Annotated in this window: 19 protein-coding genes; 1 reads left to right on the top strand and 18 read right to left on the bottom strand. The window is 40.3% G+C overall.

The features are described 5' to 3' along the window. Positions 1–196: 196 nt before the first annotated feature. From ACWXWT_RS13465 to ACWXWT_RS13445, 5 genes are all read right to left on the bottom strand, one after another. Positions 197–1,228 carry a LacI family DNA-binding transcriptional regulator gene (locus ACWXWT_RS13465; protein ID WP_456042091.1) on the bottom strand — a complete coding sequence of 344 codons (1,032 nt, stop codon included), beginning with the start codon at positions 1,226–1,228 and terminating at the stop codon, positions 197–199. Positions 1,229–1,385: 157 nt separating this feature from the next. Continuing rightward, positions 1,386–1,943: an NlpC/P60 family protein gene (locus ACWXWT_RS13460; RefSeq protein ID WP_456042090.1), complete on the bottom strand. Its 558-nt coding sequence runs from the start codon at positions 1,941–1,943 to the stop codon at positions 1,386–1,388. Positions 1,944–2,051: 108 nt separating this feature from the next. Then, complete coding sequence (locus ACWXWT_RS13455) at positions 2,052–2,636, bottom strand: TetR/AcrR family transcriptional regulator (RefSeq protein ID WP_456042089.1); 585 nt, start codon at positions 2,634–2,636, stop codon at positions 2,052–2,054. A 385-nt stretch (positions 2,637–3,021) separates the two neighbouring features. Next, on the bottom strand, positions 3,022–3,573 hold the full coding sequence (locus ACWXWT_RS13450) for a BON domain-containing protein (RefSeq protein WP_456042088.1): 552 nt from the start codon (positions 3,571–3,573) through the stop codon (positions 3,022–3,024). 147 nt (positions 3,574–3,720) lie between these two features. Next, a complete protein-coding gene (locus ACWXWT_RS13445; RefSeq protein WP_456042087.1) occupies positions 3,721–4,236 on the bottom strand; it encodes a hypothetical protein in 516 nt (171 codons plus the stop codon). Positions 4,237–4,496: 260 nt separating this feature from the next. On the opposite strand from ACWXWT_RS13445, the gene ACWXWT_RS13440 reads away from it, so the two are divergent. Then, positions 4,497–5,858: a sigma-54 interaction domain-containing protein gene (locus ACWXWT_RS13440; protein WP_456042086.1), complete on the top strand. Its 1,362-nt coding sequence runs from the start codon at positions 4,497–4,499 to the stop codon at positions 5,856–5,858. A gap of 283 nt (positions 5,859–6,141) precedes the next feature. Here ACWXWT_RS13440 and ACWXWT_RS13435 read toward each other — a convergent pair whose 3' ends face one another. The 13 genes from ACWXWT_RS13435 to ACWXWT_RS13375 form a co-directional block, all read right to left on the bottom strand. Continuing rightward, positions 6,142–7,782, bottom strand: a complete 1,641-nt coding sequence (locus tag ACWXWT_RS13435; protein WP_456042085.1) for a diacylglycerol kinase family protein — start codon at positions 7,780–7,782, stop codon at positions 6,142–6,144. A gap of 64 nt (positions 7,783–7,846) precedes the next feature. Beyond that, the gene (locus tag ACWXWT_RS13430) at positions 7,847–8,041 is read right to left on the bottom strand and encodes a hypothetical protein (RefSeq protein ID WP_456042084.1); all 195 of its coding nucleotides are present in this window, start codon (positions 8,039–8,041) and stop codon (positions 7,847–7,849) included. A gap of 96 nt (positions 8,042–8,137) precedes the next feature. Then, on the bottom strand, positions 8,138–8,311 hold the full coding sequence (locus ACWXWT_RS13425; RefSeq protein ID WP_456042083.1) for a DUF1328 domain-containing protein: 174 nt from the start codon (positions 8,309–8,311) through the stop codon (positions 8,138–8,140). 323 nt (positions 8,312–8,634) lie between these two features. Then, complete coding sequence (arsJ, locus tag ACWXWT_RS13420; RefSeq protein WP_456042082.1) at positions 8,635–9,843, bottom strand: organoarsenical effux MFS transporter ArsJ; 1,209 nt, start codon at positions 9,841–9,843, stop codon at positions 8,635–8,637. Positions 9,844–9,849: 6 nt separating this feature from the next. Continuing rightward, positions 9,850–10,860, bottom strand: coding sequence for an ArsJ-associated glyceraldehyde-3-phosphate dehydrogenase (locus ACWXWT_RS13415; RefSeq protein WP_456042081.1), 1,011 nt, complete (start codon positions 10,858–10,860; stop codon positions 9,850–9,852). A gap of 140 nt (positions 10,861–11,000) precedes the next feature. Further along, on the bottom strand, positions 11,001–12,020 hold the full coding sequence (arsB, locus tag ACWXWT_RS13410; RefSeq protein WP_456042080.1) for an ACR3 family arsenite efflux transporter: 1,020 nt from the start codon (positions 12,018–12,020) through the stop codon (positions 11,001–11,003). A 63-nt stretch (positions 12,021–12,083) separates the two neighbouring features. Beyond that, positions 12,084–12,920 carry a metalloregulator ArsR/SmtB family transcription factor gene (locus tag ACWXWT_RS13405; RefSeq protein ID WP_456042079.1) on the bottom strand — a complete coding sequence of 279 codons (837 nt, stop codon included), beginning with the start codon at positions 12,918–12,920 and terminating at the stop codon, positions 12,084–12,086. Positions 12,921–13,110: 190 nt separating this feature from the next. Then, a complete protein-coding gene (locus ACWXWT_RS13400) occupies positions 13,111–15,201 on the bottom strand; it encodes an EAL domain-containing protein (protein ID WP_456042078.1) in 2,091 nt (696 codons plus the stop codon). Next, complete coding sequence (locus tag ACWXWT_RS13395; protein ID WP_456042077.1) at positions 15,201–17,546, bottom strand: ATP-binding protein; 2,346 nt, start codon at positions 17,544–17,546, stop codon at positions 15,201–15,203. Before ACWXWT_RS13395 ends, ACWXWT_RS13400 begins: the two co-directional genes overlap by 1 nt. Continuing rightward, positions 17,543–18,076 carry a YfiR family protein gene (locus ACWXWT_RS13390; protein ID WP_456042076.1) on the bottom strand — a complete coding sequence of 178 codons (534 nt, stop codon included), beginning with the start codon at positions 18,074–18,076 and terminating at the stop codon, positions 17,543–17,545. Before ACWXWT_RS13390 ends, ACWXWT_RS13395 begins: the two co-directional genes overlap by 4 nt. Before the next feature lie 10 nt (positions 18,077–18,086). Then, positions 18,087–20,123, bottom strand: a complete 2,037-nt coding sequence (locus ACWXWT_RS13385) for a TonB-dependent receptor plug domain-containing protein (RefSeq protein WP_456042075.1) — start codon at positions 20,121–20,123, stop codon at positions 18,087–18,089. A 370-nt stretch (positions 20,124–20,493) separates the two neighbouring features. Next, positions 20,494–21,030: a YfiR family protein gene (locus tag ACWXWT_RS13380; RefSeq protein ID WP_456042074.1), complete on the bottom strand. Its 537-nt coding sequence runs from the start codon at positions 21,028–21,030 to the stop codon at positions 20,494–20,496. Between the two features lie 10 nt (positions 21,031–21,040). Further along, positions 21,041–23,077: a TonB-dependent receptor plug domain-containing protein gene (locus ACWXWT_RS13375; RefSeq protein WP_456042073.1), complete on the bottom strand. Its 2,037-nt coding sequence runs from the start codon at positions 23,075–23,077 to the stop codon at positions 21,041–21,043. Positions 23,078–23,468 lie beyond the last annotated feature (391 nt).

Genomic DNA, 23,468 nt, shown 5'->3' with positions numbered 1-23,468 from the left:
AATAACACATTCCCACCATCCATGGCGGTCAGATACTGGAGGTAGAGTAACGCAGGAGCTTGTTACCGAGGATCACTATTCGCTTCAATCATCTGCCTTGCCTACAGCACTTTGAACTCCCGCTGAAGGAGCACATATTTAATAGGGTTGGTATGATATATGTTTGTATCGAAGTCATCCCGTCATCAATATTACATCAACAACTACCACCACGTGAAAGTTCATAACCTAACACTTCAGAATGATGAGCATCAGCAATAAACATCTCTGCGGCTTTACGGCCTTTTTGTTCCGAGTGTTGATATACCGTGGTTAAGGGGGGAATAGCCCGCGCACCTTCGTCAATACCATCAAAACCCACCACTCGAATATCTTCAGGGATCCGCAAACCTTGTTGTATTGCCTCGCGCATTAAACTCAATGCAATTAAGTCACTCATACACAAAAACACATTGGGACGAGGCACACAACTAAGCGCTTCTTTAGCTGCTATTGCGGCAAAATCCGAGTTACTTTCTGGTATATTCCAAATACGATCATCGCCCAGCTTTACGCCAGTATCATTAATCGCATCTAAATACCCTTGTAAACGTTGATGTGCAACTGAAGTGTCTATTTCCATAGAGTGAATGTCATACACGCGGCAAGTTAGGTGAGTGTCTAATAAACGCAACCCAAGGATCGCGACATGATCTTGTGGCGATTGAATCGCTAGCTTAGCCACCTCATAAGCACCGGCTTTATTGTCGATACTCACAGATGCACTGCGATGAATATTAAAATCAACAGTCACCACTTTTTTACGGATTTTTTTAAGTTGTTCGGCCAATAAACCATTACGAGGACGTCCATAACAAATAAAACCATCAACAAAATCATTTACGCCATTCACATTGTCAGAACTACCAGAAAACAATAACAAATTTATTTTATGTTGCTCAAAAACAGCTGCTACACCTTTCATAAAACGGCTAGCAACAGGATCGGATACCATGTATTCGATACTGTCAGACAATACCAAAGCTACGGTATCAAACTTACCTCGGCGTAAAGACTGTGCCGCTTTATTTGGCCCAAAATATCCTAGTTCGTTACAAGCAGATAAAATATCAATACGGCGCTTTTCCGATAATTGATCGGGACGATTAAACGCGTTGGAAACCGTCGCATTCGACACACCTAACTCTTTGGCAATACTTTTTAAGGTCCAATGCTTGGATTCTGGCATAACAATTCCGCTTAAGTCGTGGTTTGCGCTCTCACTGAGCGATACATAACATGAATATACTGATGCAAATTACTGAAAACAATCAAAGCAGGCATTCGAACAGGGAAAACCATGCCAACAGATTAACGTGGTCGCAGATTAGGCTAAAGCAAGATGATTAATCATCTTGCTGTTGAGCATAGTCGACCAAACTGGCTATCGACATATTTTGTTGTTCGGTAGGATTTTTTAAGCGCTTAGCAAACCAATAACGCGGTTTCCAATAAACGTTATTTAAACTAGAAATTTTAACCCCTTTCTTGGTCGAGGCGTGTAAAAATCGCTCTTGTCCCATGTAAATACCGACGTGACGTGCAGTTCTTCCCGTTTTGAAAAATACCAAATCACCGATGACAAGCTGATTTCTAGGGATTTCTTTACCTAAAACACGTTGCGCATTAACTGAGCGCGGTAATTTATCTCCCACAATATCAAGGTAAGCTAAATACACAAAACCTGAGCAATCAATCCCTTTTTTACTCAAGCCACCTAAACGATACGGAGTGCCTTTCCATTGTTCATGAAAACTTAATAAGTTTGACTCGCTCCACTTGGGCGGTTCGGGCTTAAGCATAGGTGGGATCACCACAGTCTTAGACACTACAGCCACTGGCGGGTTCGACGCACATGCAGACAGCAGCGCCACTAAACAACAAAATAACAATATTCTAGTCAATTCGACCCACTCCAGACCCGAAAAATCACCGAAATATAAAGACCTTTATACAAATACACAATCACAATGTGCCAATACCGGTAGGGTAATGATATTCAGCCCGTAAATTTAGCGCGTAATAAGCTGCATGCACTGCACGATTGACCGTTTTGCGGCCATTTTGTCAGTTTTAATTTTACAGCGTAGCATAGTCCCTTGCCAATTTGACCAAAAAACACTCGCCAATACTGTTGCCGTCAAATCGGTACGAATAAAACCTTGTTGCTGGCCTTGTTCTATTAATTCACTAAACAAATTGAGCCACTGGTCATAAAGCTGATTCAATGTTTGATGCAATAAACTCGCTTGTGGGCTTACTTCAACCATCAGATTACCCATTAAACAACCGCGCGGCTGGCTATCGCTAAATAAAAAGTCAATTAGTTGATGATAGCCTCCCAACATCACAGTAACATTAGCCTTAAAGTTAACATCCGGATCCATCACTATGGGTTCGATACGTTGCTGAAAATAGTATTCTACCACCTCAGCAGCAAACGCTTCTTTACTGGCAAAATAGTGATAAAAAGATCCTTTAGGAATGCCAACTTCATCAAGAATAAGTTTAATCCCCACGGCACTGTAACCATGCAAAGCAAACAGCTTTTCACCAACGGCACAAATAGCCTGCTTACTGGTGGTATTTTTATTCATAATGCTCTCATTAACATGCGTCGATAAATAAAAATAGACCAGTCGCTTATATCTTTCCAGTTATTCTCATTTGAAAGGCAATTTTTATGCTGAAGTACCGATTATAGGGGATATTTTCCCTAGGCATTCCGTCAACTCATTACTGGCTTGTTGTAGCCTCACCGCCTCCATCGTCAATCAGCTCTGCTTCGCACAGTTTTAGTTGCTCATCGTTGTACAACTGCACGACAACGTTATGGTTTACAGCTATAACGACTGACTCTCAGCCCATTAAAAAACACCTACTTTGGACATTAAATCATTTAATATCCAAAAAGTGACCTCACAAATTAGGCATCAAAAAACCAGCCCGAAGGCTGGTTAAGCAAACTTAAACCGAACACAATTACCCAGTAATGCGCAGTTCATCTACAACGTCTTTAACGTCATTCGTATTTTTTGCAATGGTCACAGCCAAATCACGTTCAGCATCACTCGATACTGTCCCTTCTAAGGTTACTACACCGTTTTCGACATCAACATCAATGTCTGTACCTGACACATCAGCCGAAAATAATAAGCGGGTTTTGACTACAGTAGCCACTTTTGAGTCAGTTAATGACTCCGCTAAATCATCTGTGTCTTTATCGCTTTCACGCTCCATAACAGTCAACTCATTATTAACATCATTGACACCGTCCAAGCTTCTAATTAATTCAGCGGCAAGGGATTTGTCGACACTGCGGTCTACTTTACCGGTTAATGTAACGTTACCGTCTTTCACGTCGGTATTAATATCAAAAGAATTAAGGTTAGTATTTAACAGTAACGTGGTTTCAGCCTTACCATCAATCCATGCATCTTTTGCATCATCCTGCCAATCTTGTGCTGCGTTTGCAGTAAATGCCATTGAACCAAGAACGATGCTTGTTAATACTGATAATGTAGTCTTTTTCATAAGATATTCTCCATTGTTAGTGTTAATGCTGTCTTACATACAAGGTAATGCGCGAACCATGCCAATTTTTTAACCTGTTGTTTTTAATAATTTATTCTCAAAACCTTGATAAGACACTCACTTTAACAAGCCCGCTATCGGACTTTTTTACCGACTCGATGTAAAATTTTCATCGCTAACAATTGACGCGGTTAGTTGCATGTTCTTCATGTTGTCACAACTTATTTGTAACCACGCAATGCTTTCTGCCAATTGCCTCGCAACACACTGACTATTGGCTCGCTTTGCAGCAACTTTTAACCGCATTAATACATATTGCTCTGCAGCAATTAACACCTGAATCGCCTGCGATAACCGCTTTTGCTCTATTGCCCGCTCCGCCTCAGCGTAATAAGGACTCAACAAGGGTTTTAAAGTCTCAATATTGCCTACTGACCACGCATAACATGGTTGAACTTGTTTAAATAGCGTGGCTAACCGGTGCAACATTCCTTTTTTTATCTCTGCCATATGATTGAATATGCGCTTAATATTGTAGTCATCGGTCCCTTTGCTGGCTTTACTATAAAACTGCTGCCCCGCTTGGCATAAATCAATGGCCTCGTTTAGTAACCAGAAATCGGCACCATCGTGAACGTCTTTATATGATCGATTAACATTCAATGTAATGTCTCCTTACAATCAGTAAACTGTTATAGTCAGCCTGTATGATTGATGTCTAATAAATATTATTTTATCCATTAACTTTGTTATGCATATTCCATACACATTGACAAAACTTAATTAACCTACTGATTTTAAATTGTTAAGATAATAAACTCTTTTAAGGACAAGCGCCGAACAGGAAATAATTACCGACTTTTATTGTCAAATCTACACCACAGATTTACATTGAGTATTAATAGACAGGGAGTGAAATCGGCATGGGTCGTCCAATACTGTTTTACCATTTGCGCCAGCCGCAAACACAAACTCAGCTTTTACAGCTTCCGAGTTGCCAACATTTTAATAAGATAGCGAGCAGCATTGATCAACCTTGGTTGGCTCAGCTTGAAAATAATGCCGTAGATGTAGCAATTATCGAATTGGCCAATTTAAGCCAACAAGACTATTTAGATATCGCGGACAGTGCGTTAATGTCTGATATTGAGTTCATCTTTTTAAGCGAAGGTAAACCTAATCCCAACCTAGATAAACTAATGTCCACAGGGGCGGGTTATCATTTTCGTCAACCATATGATATGGAGCTAATTGGCGACACCTTAGAAGACTTCGCTCAAGATTTGGTCACACAATCAACTAAACGTCATCAGCCCTTTTCTAGCGAACTCGATCAATATGGCTTGTTGGTTGGATCGTCACGAGCCATGCACAAGCTATATCGAACCACTAGAAAGGTAGCCGTAACCGACAGTAATGTGCTCATTATTGGCGAAAGTGGTGCCGGTAAAGAACTGGTCGCTAACACAATCCATTTAGCCAGTAGCCGAGTTAGCGAACCCTTTATTGCCATAAACTGTGGTGCACTAAGCCCAGAACTTGTCGACAGCGAGTTGTTTGGTCATGTAAAAGGGGCATTTACTGGTGCTCATCGCGATCATTCTGGCGTATTTGAACAAGCTGAAGGTGGCACGTTATTCTTAGATGAAGTCACCGAAATGCCATTGGAACATCAAGTTAAGTTATTGCGAGTACTCGAAAATAATGAATATCGCCAAGTAGGTAGCCCAAATGTAAAAAAAGCGAATGTGCGCATTGTTGCAGCAACCAACCGTGATCCCGCCAACGCGATTGAACAGGGCCATTTTCGGGAAGACTTATATTTCCGTTTAGCTCACTTTCCTATTCGAGTCCCGCCACTGCGCGACCGAGGAGATGATATTAGCGGACTCGCACAGCACTTTTTGGCTTATCGTAATGCAGAAGAAAAGCTCAGTAAAACCTTTACCGACGAAGCATTAGCCCTCATTCAACAACAAAAATGGCCGGGTAATGTGAGAGAGTTAAAACATGCGATTGAGCGCGCTTATATTCTTGCTGACGACACCATTAATGTCAGCCATATCAATGTAAATCCATTAGAGTCGACAGCCGAACCCACTGAAGGTGATGTTCAAATTCCAACAGACATGCGTTTGGATGAACTTGAAAAAGTGGCGATATACCAAAAGCTTGATCAAACCTCTGGCAATAAAAACGACACAGCCAAACAATTAGGCATCAGTGTCAAAACGTTGTACAACAAATTAAGTAAATACGAAGATCAAACAAGCTCAGAAGATTAATTAAACTCGTCATCCCAGAAGTGATTCTGAGTTGGAATCCACCAGCCTAATCATCCCGGCAATGCTTTTGAGCCGGGATCCAGGTGTTTGTACTTTTGTTGTTTTGTACCTATGGCCTACGGCCACTCACGTCGTGGCCGCAGGCCATAAGTACAAAAGTACAAAAGTACAAAGCAAACATCTGCACGGAGCCTGCGGCAGGCAATTAACACCAATGAATCATTGGTATAAGTTAAGCTCAGTCAATACTAATTAGGCCAGACAGTTCAAACATGTAAAACGATTACCCCTGTGGAATCATCACAGACAACGACTTGGGCTTCACCTCAATGCACATATCGTCAGATTCGAATAACTCACCATCAATAACATACTGACATTTAGTGTCGGTATTTAAGTAAACCTTTTTAGCCTGCACATGGTGTACATTGCTTGTTGTTTCTTGGTCGCGGGCACCTGTCAAACCAGCAAATAATAACTCTGTCATGCTTAATAGTTGCTGCGGCGACGCCTCGCTAGCCTCAATCCATGTAATGTCTAACAAACCATCACTCATATTGGGCTCACCATTACCTTGGGCTAACAAACTCGTAAATGGCGCAGCATTCGCAACCACTAAACTCGTGGTATTAATCGTTTGAATTTCACCGTCATTAAGCTGTAAATACATCGATAACGACTCATTTTCATCAATGGCTTCCCATAAACCATTTAGGTAAGCCCATTGGCCCAAGTCATTTTTTGTTTCACGGTCGGCTTTTTGAATCATTTTGTGTTCAAAACCCAAGCCCACCAGCAATAACATTATCGTGTCGTTGCACAAAGCTGTATCAATACGCTGATAATGGCCTTCAATTAAAATATCCAACGCTTGCGATACCGGCACAAATTTACTGGTTACGCCAAATAAAGTATGGCTTAACGCATTGGTGGTGCCCATAGGAATAATGCCTAAGTAAATGTCGCTATCGACAACAACTGCCGCCACTTCATTAACGGTTCCATCGCCACCACAGGCGACAATAATATCTGCGCCGTTAGCTTTAGCTTGCTCAGCTAATGTTTTCGCTGACTTATCTTTAGCGGTATACAACACTTGAAGTTGAAAATAACGCGATAAGGTTTGAATAATATGATCGGCTTCCTGTTGCCATTTCCCGCCGCCAGACACAGGGTTAACAATTAGCCATGCACGTTTGTGGATATTAATTTTATGCTCACGATGCATCTTTTCAACTGCAGCTAACTGCCATTTGTTCAGCCGTGCTGTTTGACGAACATCATTGATACTATTAAGGACAGAAGAAAAGTGGCGATTTTTATCACGACAGACTAAATATGCCGCCAACACCAACACCGAACGCCCTCGACCTAAAGCGCAATGCACCACCACATTATTTCCTTTACTTACCTGGCTGTGTAGCCAATTAACGGCTTGATTTAATTGTGCAACCGTCGGCACGCTGTGATCCAGTATTGGGATATTTAAATACTCAATATTCTCGTCAATCAAGGTCCATTCAAGTGCATCAAATTCAGCGGTGACATCTAAAATGGCGCCAATTTTTTCATGCTTAAGCTGATCGACATCACGAGGAAATAATCGACAAGCTAAATACAGTTGTTTATCAATTTTTTGTATCGCGGGCACTTTGTCATTTTTTCTGGCCCACGCGTTATACAGTTGGCAACCCATTAAAAAGGGAATGAAACTCCAACTAATGTACCAAGGAATACGACCATCTTGGCTTTTTCGAAAAATACTTGCGCTGTTAAACCAATATGCCGAACTCACCAATCCCAGAGATAATGCCACCCAACCAAACGCTACTTGCAGCAATACATTTGGTGATACTGTGCATAAGTACAATGCGATAAATGTACCAAAGGTATAATAATACTTTATATGGATTTGGGGCTGCATAATTGATCCTCATGAAATTGGTATTAAAGAAAAAAGCGACACATTACTGTGTCGCTTAAGTTAATTAACAGTCTGGATCTTCTGCTTTCATACCTTCTTTTACATCTTCACAAGCATCTTCAACTGCATTACCAGCATCTTGGATCATTTCATCCACTTTCTCACCTGCATTTTCAGCTTTGTTGTCAGAACATGCTGACAAACCTGCAGTGAACAACACCATTAAACTTGCCATTGTGAGTAATTTTAATAATTTCATAATTCATCTCCTTGATGATGGTAAATATTTGATAGCTTTAAAATATTTTGACTAACTACATTAAGATAAGCTTATTTATCAACTTTGCTATGTTTATTATCGTGGTGACTTACCACGAATGGCATTCGACACGAGAGAAATCACCAATAAGACAACAAATATAAAGAATATAATCTTAGCAATCCCTGCGGCGGCACCTGCAATACCAGTAAAACCAAATAAACCTGCAATAACGGCTACCACTAAAAACATAATTGTCCAGCCCAACATAAAAACCTCCTCGGTGTTTTAATGTACTATGAATAAATCAACAATCTCAGCACATCGTGTTAATCATGTATTTCTCATCTTTCGTATATTAACTAAAGCCAACATCGTGCCAACTTCAACTAAAATTCGTAACAATTTGATTTTAAATGACTAAATTTTAATTTTAAAATAAGAGAAGCGATGAGAGTTAATATCAATGGGAAATTTTTACCGACAGTTCGGTAAGAGTTTCAGCCTGTGTAGGCTAGAAAGATAAGAAAAAGCGGCTACCACAGTTTTACAACTCTTTGTGATGAAATTTGGATCGCTCTGTTTCTGTTTGGCTAGGGCAGTTTCATCGATATCAATGCTGCAAGGGTTACAAACCCACTGGAGATCCACAAACACGCCTCTAAACCATATTGCTGGTATACCCAGCCAGACAGTACCGTACCAATTAACCTTCCCATGGCATTGGCCATATAGTAAAAGCCCACATCGAGTGACACACCATCACTGCTTGCATAGCTAACAATAAGATAGCTATGCAATGACGAGTTAATGGCAAACACGGCACCAAATAACATTAACCCAGCAATGAGAGTTTGCTTCACGTAAAAGTCGAAATGCAGTGTTAATGCAATGCCTACGGGGATAACGAATAAGTAAACAGCCCATAAAAAGGCCGATCGCCCTGTTGGCACTCGGCCTTGCTTTTTGCCGGTAAAATAGGGGGCAAAAGACTGGACAATGCCATAACCAATTACCCAACAAGCCATAAATCCACCAACCCACCAATGATCCCATTGAAAGGTCACCGCTAAAAATACCGGCAATGCCACAACAAACCACACATCGCGAGCACCAAATAAAAACATTCGTGCGCCAGACAACAAGTTAATAGCCTGACTTTTAGAAAACATATCGGTAAATTTGGGTTTATTTTTCGCTTTGCCTAAATCCGCTTTTAGGCTAAATAAACTAAACAACCACACACAAACCAATAAAGCGGCCATCAATATCAATGCGCCGCGAAACCCTAGCAACGTCAACAACAATCCACCCAAAAAGAAACCCACTCCTTTTAAGGTATTTTTAGATCCTGTAAGAATAGCCACCCATTGGTACAACTTGCCTTGAGCATCATTAGGCACCAACATTTTAATCGCACTTTTAGCGCTCATTTTATTTAAATCTTTGGCGATACCCGACAAGGCCTGCGCAGCCATAACGTACATTACGGTTAACATTTCAACGGGCACAGTTAGCATGGTTAACGCCACAATTTGCAAACCTAAGCCAATGTTCATTGTTTTGTTTAAGCCCAACCTTGCGCCTAACCATCCCCCCACAAGATTAGTCACTACACCAAAAATCTCATAAAATAAAAACAACATCGCAATATTTAACGGGCTGTAACCCAATTGATGGAAATACAGCACCACCAGCATACGCAAAGCGCCATCAGTTAAGGTAAATGCCCAATAATTACCCGTAATAATGAGATATTGCTTAACCTGCTGCGGTAATGCCCTAAATGATAACAGCCCCATATTGCGCTATTCCTTATCTGCCAGACCCACTTTACGCGCAAGCTCAGCAGTACGATTAGCATAGCCCCACTCATTGTCGTACCACACATACAGTTTCACTTGGGTGTCATTCACTACCATGGTCGACAAGGCATCAATAATGCTTGAGCGCGGGTCGGTTTTATAATCTACCGACACTAATGGGCGCGCTTCATAGCCCATAATGCCCTTAAGATCACTATCAGCTGCTTGCTTCAATAGTTGATTGACTTCTTCAGCAGTCGTTCCTCGGGCCACTTCAAACACACAATCGGTAAGCGATGCATTAGCTAATGGCACACGTATCGCATGACCATTTAGCTTGCCTTTAAGCTCAGGAAAAATATGAGTAATCGCAGTTGCAGAACCGGTTGTGGTGGGTATTAAGCTAATGCCACACGCTCGGGCGCGGCGTAAGTCTTTGTGCGGTGCATCTAAAATGGTTTGGGTATTGGTAATGTCATGAATCGTGGTCATTGAGCCATGCTTAATGCCGATTTTCTCATGGATCACTTTTACTACAGGCGCTAAACAGTTTGTGGTACAAGAAGCTGCCGTCACGATTGGATGAATGGCTTTGTCGTATAAGTCATCGTTAACGCCCATCACAATATTGAGCACACCGTCTTCTTTTACTGGCGCAGTTACCACAACCCGTTTTACACCTTGATCTAAGTAAGCTTGTAGCAAGGCTTTGGTTTTTATCTTGCCAGAGGCTTCAATCACCACATCGCATTTTGACCAATCAGTGTCTTGGGTAGCGACATTACGGCTGCAAGGAATGGCTTTACCGTTAATGACAATGGCATCACCGTCATGTGTTGCCTCGTGTTGCCAGCGACCATGAACTGAATCAAAGGTCATTAAATGTGCCAACGTAGCGGCATCGCCAGCAGGGTCATTAATATGCACAATTTCAACATCATCCCAATCATACGCCGCGCGCATGGATAAACGTCCCATACGGCCAAAACCGTTAATGCCTATTTTTATCGTCATAATATTGTCCTAAACTTTGCTATGTTTTTAATCTTGGTTGTAAGGATTAATTTGTTATTTGTATCAAGTACTCGGGTAAAAGGTTAACAATTGAAAGCCCTGAAATAGTCTCGCTGCAGCGAAGCTAAAATGCGGTCACATTAATGCGTAAACCAATGCTGTGTGCGGTTAACAATCGCCACCAGCGACAACATCACTGGCACCTCAACTAACACTCCCACTACTGTGGCGAGAGCTGCACCTGAATGTAAACCCAAAAGTGATATCGCCACGGCTACTGCAAGTTCAAAAAAGTTAGAGGTGCCAATTAAACAAGCTGGTGCTGCAATATTGTGCGCCAATTTTAACCATTTAGCCGCGATATAAGCGATGATAAAAATGCCGTAAGTTTGAATAATCAAAGGCACAGCTATCAAGCCAATGGTTTTAGGATCTGACACAATGACCTTGGCCTGAAAACCAAACAGCAACACCACAGTGGCAAGTAAACCGATAATCGACCATGGTTTTACGTTAGCCAAAAAGGAGCTAACCGCAGTAAGCCCATGACGACGATTAAGCAAGTAACGTGTTGTCACACCAGCAATCAGAGGCAATAGCACATACAACACCACAGAGATCAGCAAGGTTTCCCATGGCACTTGAATATCGCTCACCCCCAACAAAAAAGCAGTAATCGGCGCAAAGGCAAAAATCATAATCACATCATTAACCGACACTTGCACTAAGGTGTAGTTCGCATCGCCTTTGGTTAGTTGCGACCACACAAACACCATCGCGGTACAAGGCGCCACGCCAAGTAAAATCATCCCTGCGATATACTCTTGAGCCGATGCAGGGTCGACTAAGTCGGCAAACACCACGTTAAAGAACAACCAACCTAAAGCTGCCATGGTGAAGGGTTTAATTAACCAATTAATGACCACGGTCAGCAATAGTCCCTTAGGATTTTTGCCCACATCTTTTATGGAAGAAAAATCAATTTGCACCATCATTGGGTAAATCATCACCCAAATAAACACTGCTACCACCAAGTTAACATGAGCAATCTCAAGGTTTGCAATCAGTTGAAAGGCATCGGGCTGCCATAAACCTAACAACACCCCAGCTAACATACTTAAGCCAACCCATACCGATAAAAACCGTTCAAACATTCCCATAGCAAGACTCCAAACAATGAGGATACAGCACAAAAATAATAATCATGTTTTTACAACTCAGTATTAACGACAAAAACTCACCTTGTTCGGTCTATTTTGCATAATGTCTAACCGCTGTAATGACGACATTATCAACTCAAGATTGTTTTCGGTGGTTTGTGCTATTACCGATTTGGCCCATAGAGGTAAGTTAGGATTGATGCGATAAAATACCCACTGGCCGTGTTTTCTATCGCTAATAATTGCAGCCTTTTTTAACAAGGCTAAATTGCGCGATACTTTTGGTTGGCTCTCTTCATCCAATGCTTCCATCAGCTCGCACACACACAGTTCTCCGTGGTAATGGGCTAGCATGATGCTTTTTAAGCGAATGTCATCGGTAAGGCATTTATAAAATGTAATGGGATCGAAATCGATTAATCGTTCTGGGGCAGATTGATTGCACTCTTGGATTTTTGTCTCGGCGATAATCTCATTCGAGGCCTTGGAAGTGACTTTATTTTCCACCAGCAAAAACATCGACAAACGATTGTTAAGCTCGGTCATGGTGCTTGAAAATGGATGATTGCCTGGACGGGTTTTAGGATCGGGGAAATCCCACGCCAATTGTTTACCAGCACCAGGGTAACTTCGACATTCAGTATTGGCTTTATCACATAAGGTAATGACGTAATCGAAGTGTTTGCCAGAAAAAGTCTGCAAGTGTTTTGACACCAAATTGCGGGCATCAATACCAAAAAGAGTAATAGCCTCAATAGCTCGAGCGTCTACTTGCTCTGGCGATGTTCCAGCACTAAACACATCAAATTGCTTTGCCGCTTTACTGCGTAATAATGCTTCAGCCATTTGCGAACGCGCTGAATTGCCTGTACAGAGAAACAACACACTTTTCTTTTTCAAAATGAATACATCGACATGCAGAAAGTTATGCCAACGATTGTATATACGATATTTTATATATACAAGGTGCAATGACAAAATAATCTACCTACAAATTAATAAATAGATTTGGCTAACTAATTGATAACGGCAGGCGTCGACAAGTTTCATTATGCTGGAGAATACTAAACAACATGCAGTAACAAGCGACTTAAATCATTTCAGATGGTAAGGGTTTACTATACAAATAACCTTGTAAATTAGTGCAACCCATAGCCTTAAGTAGCTCATGTTGCTCTATAAACTCAACACCTTCGGCTATAGTGCAGAGCTCTAAATTAAGTGCTAACTGTACAATTGTGCGCGCAATAGCGGCATCTTTTTGATTACTGACGATCCCGTCGACAAATGACTTATCAATTTTCAATGTATCAATGGGGAAGCTCTTTAAATAGTTTAATGAAGAATAGCCAGTACCAAAATCATCAATTGCTAACTTCACACCTAACTCTTTGAGCTTAAAAAGCAAAGCTATTGCGTCATCAACGTTGCAGATGATCGCAGATTCGGTGATCTCCAATTCGAGTAGACTAGGCGGTAAATCTGTTTCAACCAGTGCACTTTTAACATGCTCAACAATATTGGCATGATTGAATTGCAAGGCGGATAAATTAACGGCCATACGTTGAAAATGAGGCAATTTTGCATGTATCTGTTTTGCTTTGTTACAGGCTTCAAGCAAAGCCCATTCTCCAATAGGAATAATCAAACCGCTACTTTCAGCAATCGCAAGAAAATCTATCGGCGATAACAAGCCTCTTGTTGGATGGTTCCAGCGTAATAGTGCTTCGTATCCAACAATTTCCCCATCAACTGAATTAACTTGAGGCTGATAATAAAGTACCAGCTGATCGCCTAGGGTGACGGCTTCTCGAAGTTCGGCTTCAAGTTTAAGCCGATCCATTAATGCCTTATGCATCTCATGTGAAAAAAGTTGAAAACTATTTTTCCCGCTATTTTTAACTTGATACATGGCGGTATCTGCATGTTGCAATAAAATATCGCCCGTAGCACCGTCATCTGGATAAAAGGAGATACCTATACTTGCCGAAATAAACGTTTTCTGTCCCTGAATAAAGTAGGGTTTGGACAGTGAATCAAGAATTCGCTGAGCAATAATCGCAACGTTTTCAAGCTCCTCTAATTGACATAAAAGTAACGTAAACTCGTCACCGCCCAAACGGGCAATATGTTCATTTTCGTATTCTAGCCGGCGCCCCACACTGAGCTGATCAGAAATGCGTACAGAGTCTTTAATACGTTGGGCTGCTTCGCATAATAATTGATCGCCAGCCTTATGCCCCAAGGTATCATTTATTCTTTTGAAGTGATCTAAATCGATAAACAGTAATGATAATTTGCTTGATTGTCGTTTTGCTAAGGCAATAGCAGAGTCCAATTGCATGAGAAACTTACGTCTATTGGGAAGGTCTGTTAACGTGTCGTAAAATGCATAATAGGCTATTTTTTGTTCTGACTTTTTCCTATTGGAGATGTCATGTACCGTGCCGCTAAGACGTGGCTCACCAAAATGATAAGTGATATCAGTTCTATCATGCAGTGTTATGACTTCGCCATTACTGTGTAAAATACGATACTCTATATCATACGGTTTTTTGGTCTTTAGGGCGTTCTTGACGGTTGTCTTTAAAAATTCCCTATCGTCAGGGTGAACGATTTCCAGCAAATAAGGCAAATTAATTTTCACTGCTTGAGGCTTCAAACCGACCATATGATAAACTTCATCAGAACAGTCTAATGAATCGGATGTAAAGTCCCATTCCCATGATCCCAAGTGAGCAATATTTTGCGCTTTGGCGAGCTTATTTTTACTCTTTGTTAATTCCTTTATTGTCTTATTTGCTTTAAGTACATAATGGATTCTATGGCTAAGCAGCGGCCATTGAACGGGTTTCGTCATAAAGTCTGTGGCACCAACATCGAAGGCTTTTTTTATGTCATGAGGCTGATCTAAGGCGGTAATCATAATAATGGCAACATTATCCCCTCCGGGCAACGAGCGAATAACAGAACAGCATTCAAATCCATTCATTATGCCCATCGAAACATCCAGTAATATTAGATCAGGAATATGCTTAGAAAACTGCTCTATGGCCTCCTCTCCACTACTGGCTTCAATAATATGACCTACTGACTGACTCAGCGTTCGACGCATTAACAATCTAATGGCTGGATCATCATCAACGATCAATACCACATCTTGAAGAGCATTTAATTCCATTAGGTAATCCCTTCTAATTTTAGCAACAATGCTTTTGTCGTTTGTTCAAGTGCTGGCAACAAGGTATCCGAGAGGTTATCAGCATCACTTAATTGGCCATTACGTGCAAATAACTCTATTTGACTCGCGATTGTCTGAACCTTTATCGCCCCTAAATTGGCCGAACTGGATTTTAATGAGTGTGCAGATTTAAACACCAGATCGGCATTGCCATCTGCTAACCCTTTAATAATATTCTCAATTAATTCTGGAGCATTTTGCAAATACATGTCCACGATACTCTTCATCAGGTCTGTTAAGTCATCAGGAGATATTTGTTTGATGTCATTAAGAGGGCCATCAATCAGCACAATCTGCTCTTGATGATAAAGGGTATCGACACACTCGGAGGAGCTTGCCGGTTCAAATACCCATTTATTCAAGCATTCTGATAGATTCTGGCGGGTGAAAGGTTTTAAAAGAGCATCTTTGGCACCCGCTTGCCGAAATAACCTTTTCACATTGGGTTGAATATCAGCGGTAAGAGCTATAATAGGTGTTTGATGATTAATACAACTCTTACCTAACTTAGTTATCGCTTGTGTGGCAACAATGCCATCAACAACTGGCATATGATAATCCATAAAGATTAAATCAAATTTTTGCTCATTTGCTCGAGTGATAGCTTCTTGGCCATTATTGACAATTTCACACTCATGCCCTAAAGACTCTAATAAACTTTTTACGACCAGTTGGTTGACCCCATTATCTTCAGCAACAAGCACTGTCGATTTTCGATACACCCCTTCTACGCTATTATTAGCGATGGACACCTTTTTGGAAGGGAATGAGTTGTCTACCGGCATAAGAGGGATGCTAAACCAAAAATGACTGCCTTCATCTAGAGTACTTTCAACACCATAACGCCCATTCATTAGTACAATTAACTGCTGGCAAATGGCTAAACCAAGCCCCGTTCCGCCAAACTCACGGGTAATAGAGTTATCAGCTTGCATAAAAGGAGTAAATATAGTCTTTAATTTGGATGTCGCGATGCCAATTCCTGTATCTTTAATCGTAAACGTAATAAAAGTATCTGAGGCGTCAAGGTGTTCACTCACCTGTATAGCAATAGAACCTTGATGAGTAAATTTTATTGCGTTTGATATTAGGTTATTAATAATTTGTCGTATTCTGAGTGAATCGCCTAAGTAATGTATGTGGTTTAATGGCGATATGACAACATCAAAATCAAGGCCTTTTTTCTGTGCTGTCACTTTATGAGATTGGCATGTAAAGGTGATAAGGTCAGCTAAATTAAACTCTCTGATGTCTAAATCCACTTTATTCGCATCAATCTTAGAAAAATCCAGTACCTCATTGAGTAACACGAGTAATGTTTGGGCTGAATCGTTGATCATTTGAACTGTATTGGAAACCTCTTTATTTAATTTAAAAGACGTAAGTAGATCTGAAAATCCAATAATGCCATTTAGTGGTGTTCTAATCTCATGACTCATCACGGCTAAAAATTCAGATTTTGCCTTATTCGCTTTTTTGGCTAGCTCAAGTGTTTGTTGTAATTCAATCGTACGCTCAGATACGCGAGTCTCTAAATCATGATTGATGGCCTCCAGTTGTCGACCTCGAGCATCCACTTCAGCGATCATTGCGTTAAAACTGTGTGCCAGTTTAGAGAACTCATCATGAGACTTGATGCTTACGCGCTGTGTATAGTCTTTTTTATTTGAGATTTGCTCGATAACATGTAAAAGCGTATTGAGTGGTTTGGTGAATAAAGATTGTAACCAGAACATAACCAGTAAACTGGCAAAAAAAGCAAACACACTTGTAGAAATAACCAGCACTAAATAATCATCCAATTGCTGAGACTGTGAGTTCATATTATCGGTGATTCGTAATACTCCCACGATCTCGCCTTCAGAGAGTAAAGGAGTATAAGAATAAGCACTGTCACGGTTAAATTTAATCAATTTTTTCTTAGAAGAAACAATATTGATTAATTCCTGCTGATCCATTTCTACTTGATAAGTATCACTACCTTGATATGACGCAAATTCATTGCCAGTAAGATCATAGATAGCCGCATGAATAATATCGGGTTGTGCAATGAGTGCAGATAAAGTCTTTTCAGCGGAAACGGGGTCATTAAAAATAACTGCAGAGAGGCTATTGCTCGCAACAATATCACTCAACACCGCCAAGCTTTGTTCTGCTTTCTCTTTGGTGATGGCATATTGCTTGGTAATTAAGGATGTAGAGATGATGACAATGACAATTATAGCGATTGCTAACATTGAAAAAATCAACTTTGTTCGAATTGATGCAAAATTCATTATTTTCATTGTTTAACCTCAAGTGCTAATTTTAATACCTGTGAGCTGATATTTAAGCCTGATGCCTCTAACACCTTACTATTAATATTGAAATATAATCGCTTATCCTGCTCGACGATTTCAATCATGCCTCCTTGTACCGCAAAACCGGAAATATCCGACACCGTTAAAATAGGTTTATTATCGACCGCTAAAAACAAACGCCGAATGAAATCTCTAGAGTTAGCATCAATAAATACCACATCACATTGTTCTATTTGGCTTGTTTCTAATAACTGAATAGCCTTGATTGACTTATTAGCTAGGGTTTTATTCGACAATTCCATAAAACTGTCATGATATTGATTGCCAAAAAAACAAATATGCCATGGAGATTGTTCATTGAGGCGCGAGTCTGGCCACTGAGTAAACTTGGCAAAGTTATAGGTAAACGCCGCTTTTAAATCAAATGAATTCTGGGCGTTAGATGGACATGGAAGCAGTAGAAATACAACCAATAATGAATACAGTATCTGTCGCCTCAATGCCGTTTTTTTCATTGTTGCGACCTTAAAAAGTTAAGGTTGCTTTAACAAAGTAACTTGGACCTACTCGATAAGGAAATTGAAAGGTTTCGCCTTCATACTCCAGATGGGCGGGGTGAAGTAAATTTTTGCCGAATGCTGATAATGTAACATTAGAATTAAGTCGCCAATGCAGCCCAATATCTACACCATAGTAACTATCAATGATCTTATTACTAAGGTCATTTAGGTTTAATATATTTGCCTCATCAATAAAACGCCATACGATATTTAGGTCAACATCACCAGTAATACTCCAATCCATCAGTGTCGATAACATATGCTCTGGCGCATCAGTATTTTGACTTTGACTCTCATCAAACTCATTTTGCGTGTAGCTATAATTTAGTTTTAATTGGATCGCATCTGTTGCAGTCCATATAGAAGAAAACTCGAAGCCATAATTATATCCAGCGAGATCATTATTAAATGGAACATTTTGCGAAATGTAACTGGGAAACGTACTGAAATCTGTTGTGCCATACAGAGAGCTGCGTAGTTGATCATAATTGTTATAAAACATTGTGGTATCAAAAGACCATTTTTGTGCAGGTATAAATCGATAACCCAACTCATATGATGTCATTTGTTCAGATTGATAATTATCATTTCCAATCACCCATGTTTTGACCAGTGGAACACCTGCTGATGGAGATATGTTTAGTGCATTAACCGAAAGATTATTTTCTGACCTCGATGGGGTTCTGACAGCGCGGGCAATAGAAGCCCACAGTTTGTTTTTTTCATTCAGTTGCCACATTAATCGAGCATTTGGTTGAACTTCAAAACCTGTGTAGTCGTTGTGTTCAAAACGTGATGCTAAAGTCAGCCACAATTCGTTGTCTACCAATGTCATCTGGTCACTAACAAATGCGCTCCATAAATGAGTTCGAGTCGATGACGAACCATTGTTTTTCATTACCGAGCTTTGGTCAAAATTGTCTTGTATATAGCGATAGCCTAATCCCCAAACCATATTATGATTTTGCCCAACAAACAGTTGATGTTGAAAATCAATATCAAGGGTTTCACTGCGAAAACCATACACGTATTCATCTCTTTTTGCATAATCATAGTAAGTTTGCAAACTATATTCTGAGGTAGGTGATAATGCTTTGGTGTATTTTGATAATAGATTAAAGCCATCACTTTTTATTTTTTGAGTGTTAAATTCACGATATAACGGACCGACCATAGATGCTATATGGGAAGCCTCTTGCATCTGTGTTCTATAAAAATCACTGCTTAACATGAGACTCGTATCTGTCTCAAGCTGTAGATCCACACGCCCCCCGAATTGAAGGTGCGTCCAGTCGTTATCTTTATCAATACTTGCTGAAGGTTCTACCAGAGAGCTATCAAGATCTTGCGGATAATGTTCAAGAGAGTCTTTACTTTGGCCTTTTAAATACACTCTTGATGTTGCATTGTCCGCGAGGGTTGAACCGTAATGAAAGCCTGCAAATCCTTGCTCAACATCTCCGGCGCCCAGTTCCGCATAACCCCCTAAGGTGTCAGCGGTGTGTTTGGTGATAATATTAATCACGCCATTTACCGCATTCGCCCCCCACATAGCAGCACTTGGACCCCGTATCACTTCGATACGTTCAATATCGGCCATCAGTGTATCTTGCACTTCCCAATAGACACCTGAAAAGATAGGAGAATAGAGCGTTCTACCATCCATCAACACCAATAATTTATTGTTGTAGCGGCCGTTAAAGCCACGGCTACTGATCGCCCATTTTTGAGAGTCGATCTGGGCTACATGCAGCCCTGGCACATCGCGAAGCACTTGGGGGATTGAGGTTGCCCCTGAGCGACGAATACTCTCGCTTGTGACAACATAAATAGCAGCGGGTGAATTTGATAAAGGCTGTTTCTGTTTTGACACTGACGTCACTTCAACATCCATTAACTCTTGTAGGCTGAGATCGAGAGAATTTGACTCGGCAGCTATGACAGTGAAACTGACTAGAAAAATGAATAGCGCAGTAAAAAAAATAACTTTCAACTTTAACATTTCTTAATGATTCCTTCACAAATTTTAGAGAGGACAGGTCAATTGATTAACGTATCAAAAGTTACATAATGAATTTACGCTATGAAATTTGAAAGGGTATGCCGTATGGTTAGATTATGTCCTATTTTGAGGTAATTCAACATCAAAGGAATCACTAAATCGATACGTTTGTAAACTTATGTTCATTTTTGAGACCATAAGCATGAATATTGATATCATTCAGCGATATACGCTCTCATCACAATGTATTAAAGGTTAGATCTTCCTTTAGATGTTATTCTTTTGGGTATAAAACGGTAACGTTATTAAAGGATATTTAGATGGCCCCATGAGTGGGTAAAAATAATGTCACTCACAAAATAACGTCTTATTATCGTTTAACCTCAAGTGCTAACTTTAATACTTGTGAGCTAATTTTTAATCCTGATTGCTCTAACATCTTCATATTAACCTTGAAATATAACCGCTTATCTTGTTCAACAATTTCAATCATCCCGCCCTGCATCTCAAACCCCGAGATATCTGAAACGGTTAAAATAGCTTTGTTTTCTACAGCTAATAATAAACGAGGCGTTAATTCTCTAGATTTAGCATCAATAAATACCACATCACACTGTTCCACCTTACTGATGCCTGATAATTGAATAACGATAACAGGTTGAGTGGCCAATTTTTTATCAGAAAGGCCCATAAAACTATCGTGATATTGATTACCAAAGTAACAGATTGTCCACACAGCGGTTTCATTGAGTCGGGATTCAGGCCATTGGGTAAACTTAGCAAAGTTATAAGTTAATGCAGCTTTTAACCCGAATGCATCCTCCGCCATAGATGTACACGGAAACAGAGCAACTCCCATTATCCATAATGAATACAACAACTTTTGGCTAAAGCTCGTTTTTTTCATGATTGTAAGCTTAAAAAGTTAAGCTTGCTTTAACGTAATAACTAGGCCCTACTCGATAAGGGAATTGATAGTTCTCACCTTCATACTCAAGGTGAGCAGGATGAAGTAAATTTTTTCCGAACGCCGATAACAAAACATCAGGAGTCACAGCCCAGTGCAACCCAATATCTAAACCATGGTAGCTATCAATGGTTTTAGTGCTAAGGTCATTGGTATTGATGACATAAGCGTCTCCCATAAATCGCCACACAAGATTAAGATCAATTTGATCAGTAATACTCCAGTCCATCATTGTCGACAACATATGCGATGGCGCATCAGTATTTTGACTTTGATTTTCACCAAACTCATTTTGAATAAAACTATAATTCAGTTTAAATTGGAGATCATCGGTTGCTGCCCACATAGAAGAGAGCTCAAATCCATAATTATGTCCTTTAAGATCATTCTCAAATGTTAAGTATTGTGAAATGTAATTGGGAAACGTGCTGAAATCTGTTGTGCTGTTGAGAGCGCTGCGCAGTTGATCATAGTCGTTATAAAATATTGTTGAATCAAATGACCATTTTTTTGCAGGAGTAACACGGTAACCCAATTCATAGGAAATAATTTCTTCCGATTGATAATGCTCGTTACCAACCACCCATATACTGACTAATGGAGATTCAACCGAAGGCGGAATATTTTGCGTGTTAACTGATAGATTATTTTCTACTCTGGAAGGTGTTCTGATTGCGCGAGATACAGAAGCCCACAAATTATTTTTTTTATTCAACTGCCACATTAATCGAACATTCGGTTGGATCTCAAAGCCGGTGTAGTCAAAGTGTTCAACACGCGTTGCTAAGGTAAGCCACAATTCATCCTCTATTAACGTCATCTCATCACGAACAAATGTGCTCCACAAATGAGTTCGAGTAGATGCGGACTCACTACTGACAATGATAGTGCTTGGGTCGAAATCATCCTTTATAAAGCGGTAACCTAGCCCCCAGACAATATTATGATTTTGCCCTAAAAGCAGTTGATGCTGGAAATCAATATCAAGGGTTTCACTACTAAAACCATACCAATCATCGTCTCTTTTTGCATAATCGTAGTAAGTTTGCAGACTATATTGTGAGGTTGGCGATAGCGCTTTGGTTAACTTTGATAATAGATTAACGCCATCACTGTTTATTTTATCACTATTGTATTCAATATATGATGGGGCAACTAATGTTGGATAATAGGACGTTTGCTGCATTTGAGTGCGATACCAATCACTGCTCAACATTAAGCTTGTGCCGGTCTCAAGCTCTATATCAACGCGGCCGCCGACTTGTAGGTGAGTCCAGTCGTTATCCTTATCAACACTTGCAGAAGGCCCCACAAGGTAGTCACCGAGATCTTGTGGATCATGTTCAAGAGAGTCTTTATTATGACCTTTTACATATACTCTCGATGTTGCATTGTCTGATAATGTCGAACCATAACGGAAACCAGCAAATCCTTGCTCATAATCGCCGGCGCCTAGTTCAGCATAACCTCCAGAAGTGTCTGCACTGTGTTTGGTGATAATATTAATCACGCCATTTACCGCATTAGCCCCCCACATAGCAGCACTTGGTCCACGGATGACTTCAATGCGTTCAATATCGGCCATCAGTGTATCTTGCACTTCCCAATAGACGCCTGAAAATATTGGGGAATAAAGGGTTCGACCGTCCATCAATACCAATAATTTGTTATTGTAGCGGCCGTTAAAACCACGGCTACTGATCGCCCACTTTTGTGAGTCTATCTGGGCTACATGCAGCCCTGGCACATCGCGAAGTACTTGCGGAATTGAAGTTGCCCCAGAATTTTGTATATTTTCGCTTGATATTACATAGATTGCGGCGGGTGAGTTAGATAAAGGCTGCTTTTGTTTTGATACCGAGGTGACTTCAACATTTAGTAACTCTTCTAGACTCAGATCGAGAGAGTTTGATTCATCAGCGATGGCAGTAGATATTACAGAACAAGCTAATAGCACAGAATAAGAAATAACGTTCAACTTTACCATTTCCAATAATTCCTTCGCTAAACTAAAGACTAAAGCAACAACTAGCTGATTAAAAACAAAACATACAGCTAACTTACATGATTAGGTTGCAAAAGTATTTCGCAGGATAAGACTATTAACTACTTTTGTGTTGTAGATCTAACGTAAGTACGAAATAAGAACGAATACATTTTAATCTCATTGTTAATCGTTCATTTCGACAATTAATACCAATCCTATTAAATATGTGATCTTTCAGCGGGAGTTCAAAGTGCTGTAGGCAATGCAGATGATTGAAGCGAATAGTGATCCTCGGTAACAAGCTCCTGCGTTACTCTACCTCCAGCATCTGACCGCCATGGATGGTGGGAATGTCTTATTTTTTATGGAAAAAAATAGACCATGCAGTCGT

The organism is Shewanella sp. A22 (assembly GCF_053850585.1).
Note: the sequence above shows the minus strand (reverse complement) of the source record. Positions and strands in the feature narration are given on the sequence as shown.

Bases quoted from the DNA above. Each gene is read 5' to 3' on its own strand.
- ACWXWT_RS13375 (WP_456042073.1), bottom strand. From the start codon at position 23,077: ATGGTAAAGTTGAACGTTATTTCTTATTCTGTGCTATTAGCTTGTTCT.
- ACWXWT_RS13380 (WP_456042074.1), bottom strand. From the start codon at position 21,030: ATGAAAAAAACGAGCTTTAGCCAAAAGTTGTTGTATTCATTATGGATA.
- arsJ (WP_456042082.1), bottom strand. From the start codon at position 9,843: ATGGGGCTGTTATCATTTAGGGCATTACCGCAGCAGGTTAAGCAATAT.
- ACWXWT_RS13400 (WP_456042078.1), bottom strand. From the start codon at position 15,201: ATGGAATTAAATGCTCTTCAAGATGTGGTATTGATCGTTGATGATGAT.
- ACWXWT_RS13435 (WP_456042085.1), bottom strand. From the start codon at position 7,782: ATGCAGCCCCAAATCCATATAAAGTATTATTATACCTTTGGTACATTT.
- ACWXWT_RS13450 (WP_456042088.1), bottom strand. From the start codon at position 3,573: ATGAAAAAGACTACATTATCAGTATTAACAAGCATCGTTCTTGGTTCA.
- ACWXWT_RS13455 (WP_456042089.1), bottom strand. From the start codon at position 2,636: ATGAATAAAAATACCACCAGTAAGCAGGCTATTTGTGCCGTTGGTGAA.
- ACWXWT_RS13430 (WP_456042084.1), bottom strand. From the start codon at position 8,041: ATGAAATTATTAAAATTACTCACAATGGCAAGTTTAATGGTGTTGTTC.
- ACWXWT_RS13465 (WP_456042091.1), bottom strand. From the start codon at position 1,228: ATGCCAGAATCCAAGCATTGGACCTTAAAAAGTATTGCCAAAGAGTTA.
- ACWXWT_RS13390 (WP_456042076.1), bottom strand. From the start codon at position 18,076: ATGAAAAAAACGGCATTGAGGCGACAGATACTGTATTCATTATTGGTT.
- arsB (WP_456042080.1), bottom strand. From the start codon at position 12,020: ATGGGAATGTTTGAACGGTTTTTATCGGTATGGGTTGGCTTAAGTATG.
- ACWXWT_RS13395 (WP_456042077.1), bottom strand. From the start codon at position 17,546: ATGAAAATAATGAATTTTGCATCAATTCGAACAAAGTTGATTTTTTCA.
- ACWXWT_RS13425 (WP_456042083.1), bottom strand. From the start codon at position 8,311: ATGTTGGGCTGGACAATTATGTTTTTAGTGGTAGCCGTTATTGCAGGT.
- ACWXWT_RS13440 (WP_456042086.1), top strand. From the start codon at position 4,497: ATGGGTCGTCCAATACTGTTTTACCATTTGCGCCAGCCGCAAACACAA.
- ACWXWT_RS13385 (WP_456042075.1), bottom strand. From the start codon at position 20,123: ATGTTAAAGTTGAAAGTTATTTTTTTTACTGCGCTATTCATTTTTCTA.
- ACWXWT_RS13415 (WP_456042081.1), bottom strand. From the start codon at position 10,860: ATGACGATAAAAATAGGCATTAACGGTTTTGGCCGTATGGGACGTTTA.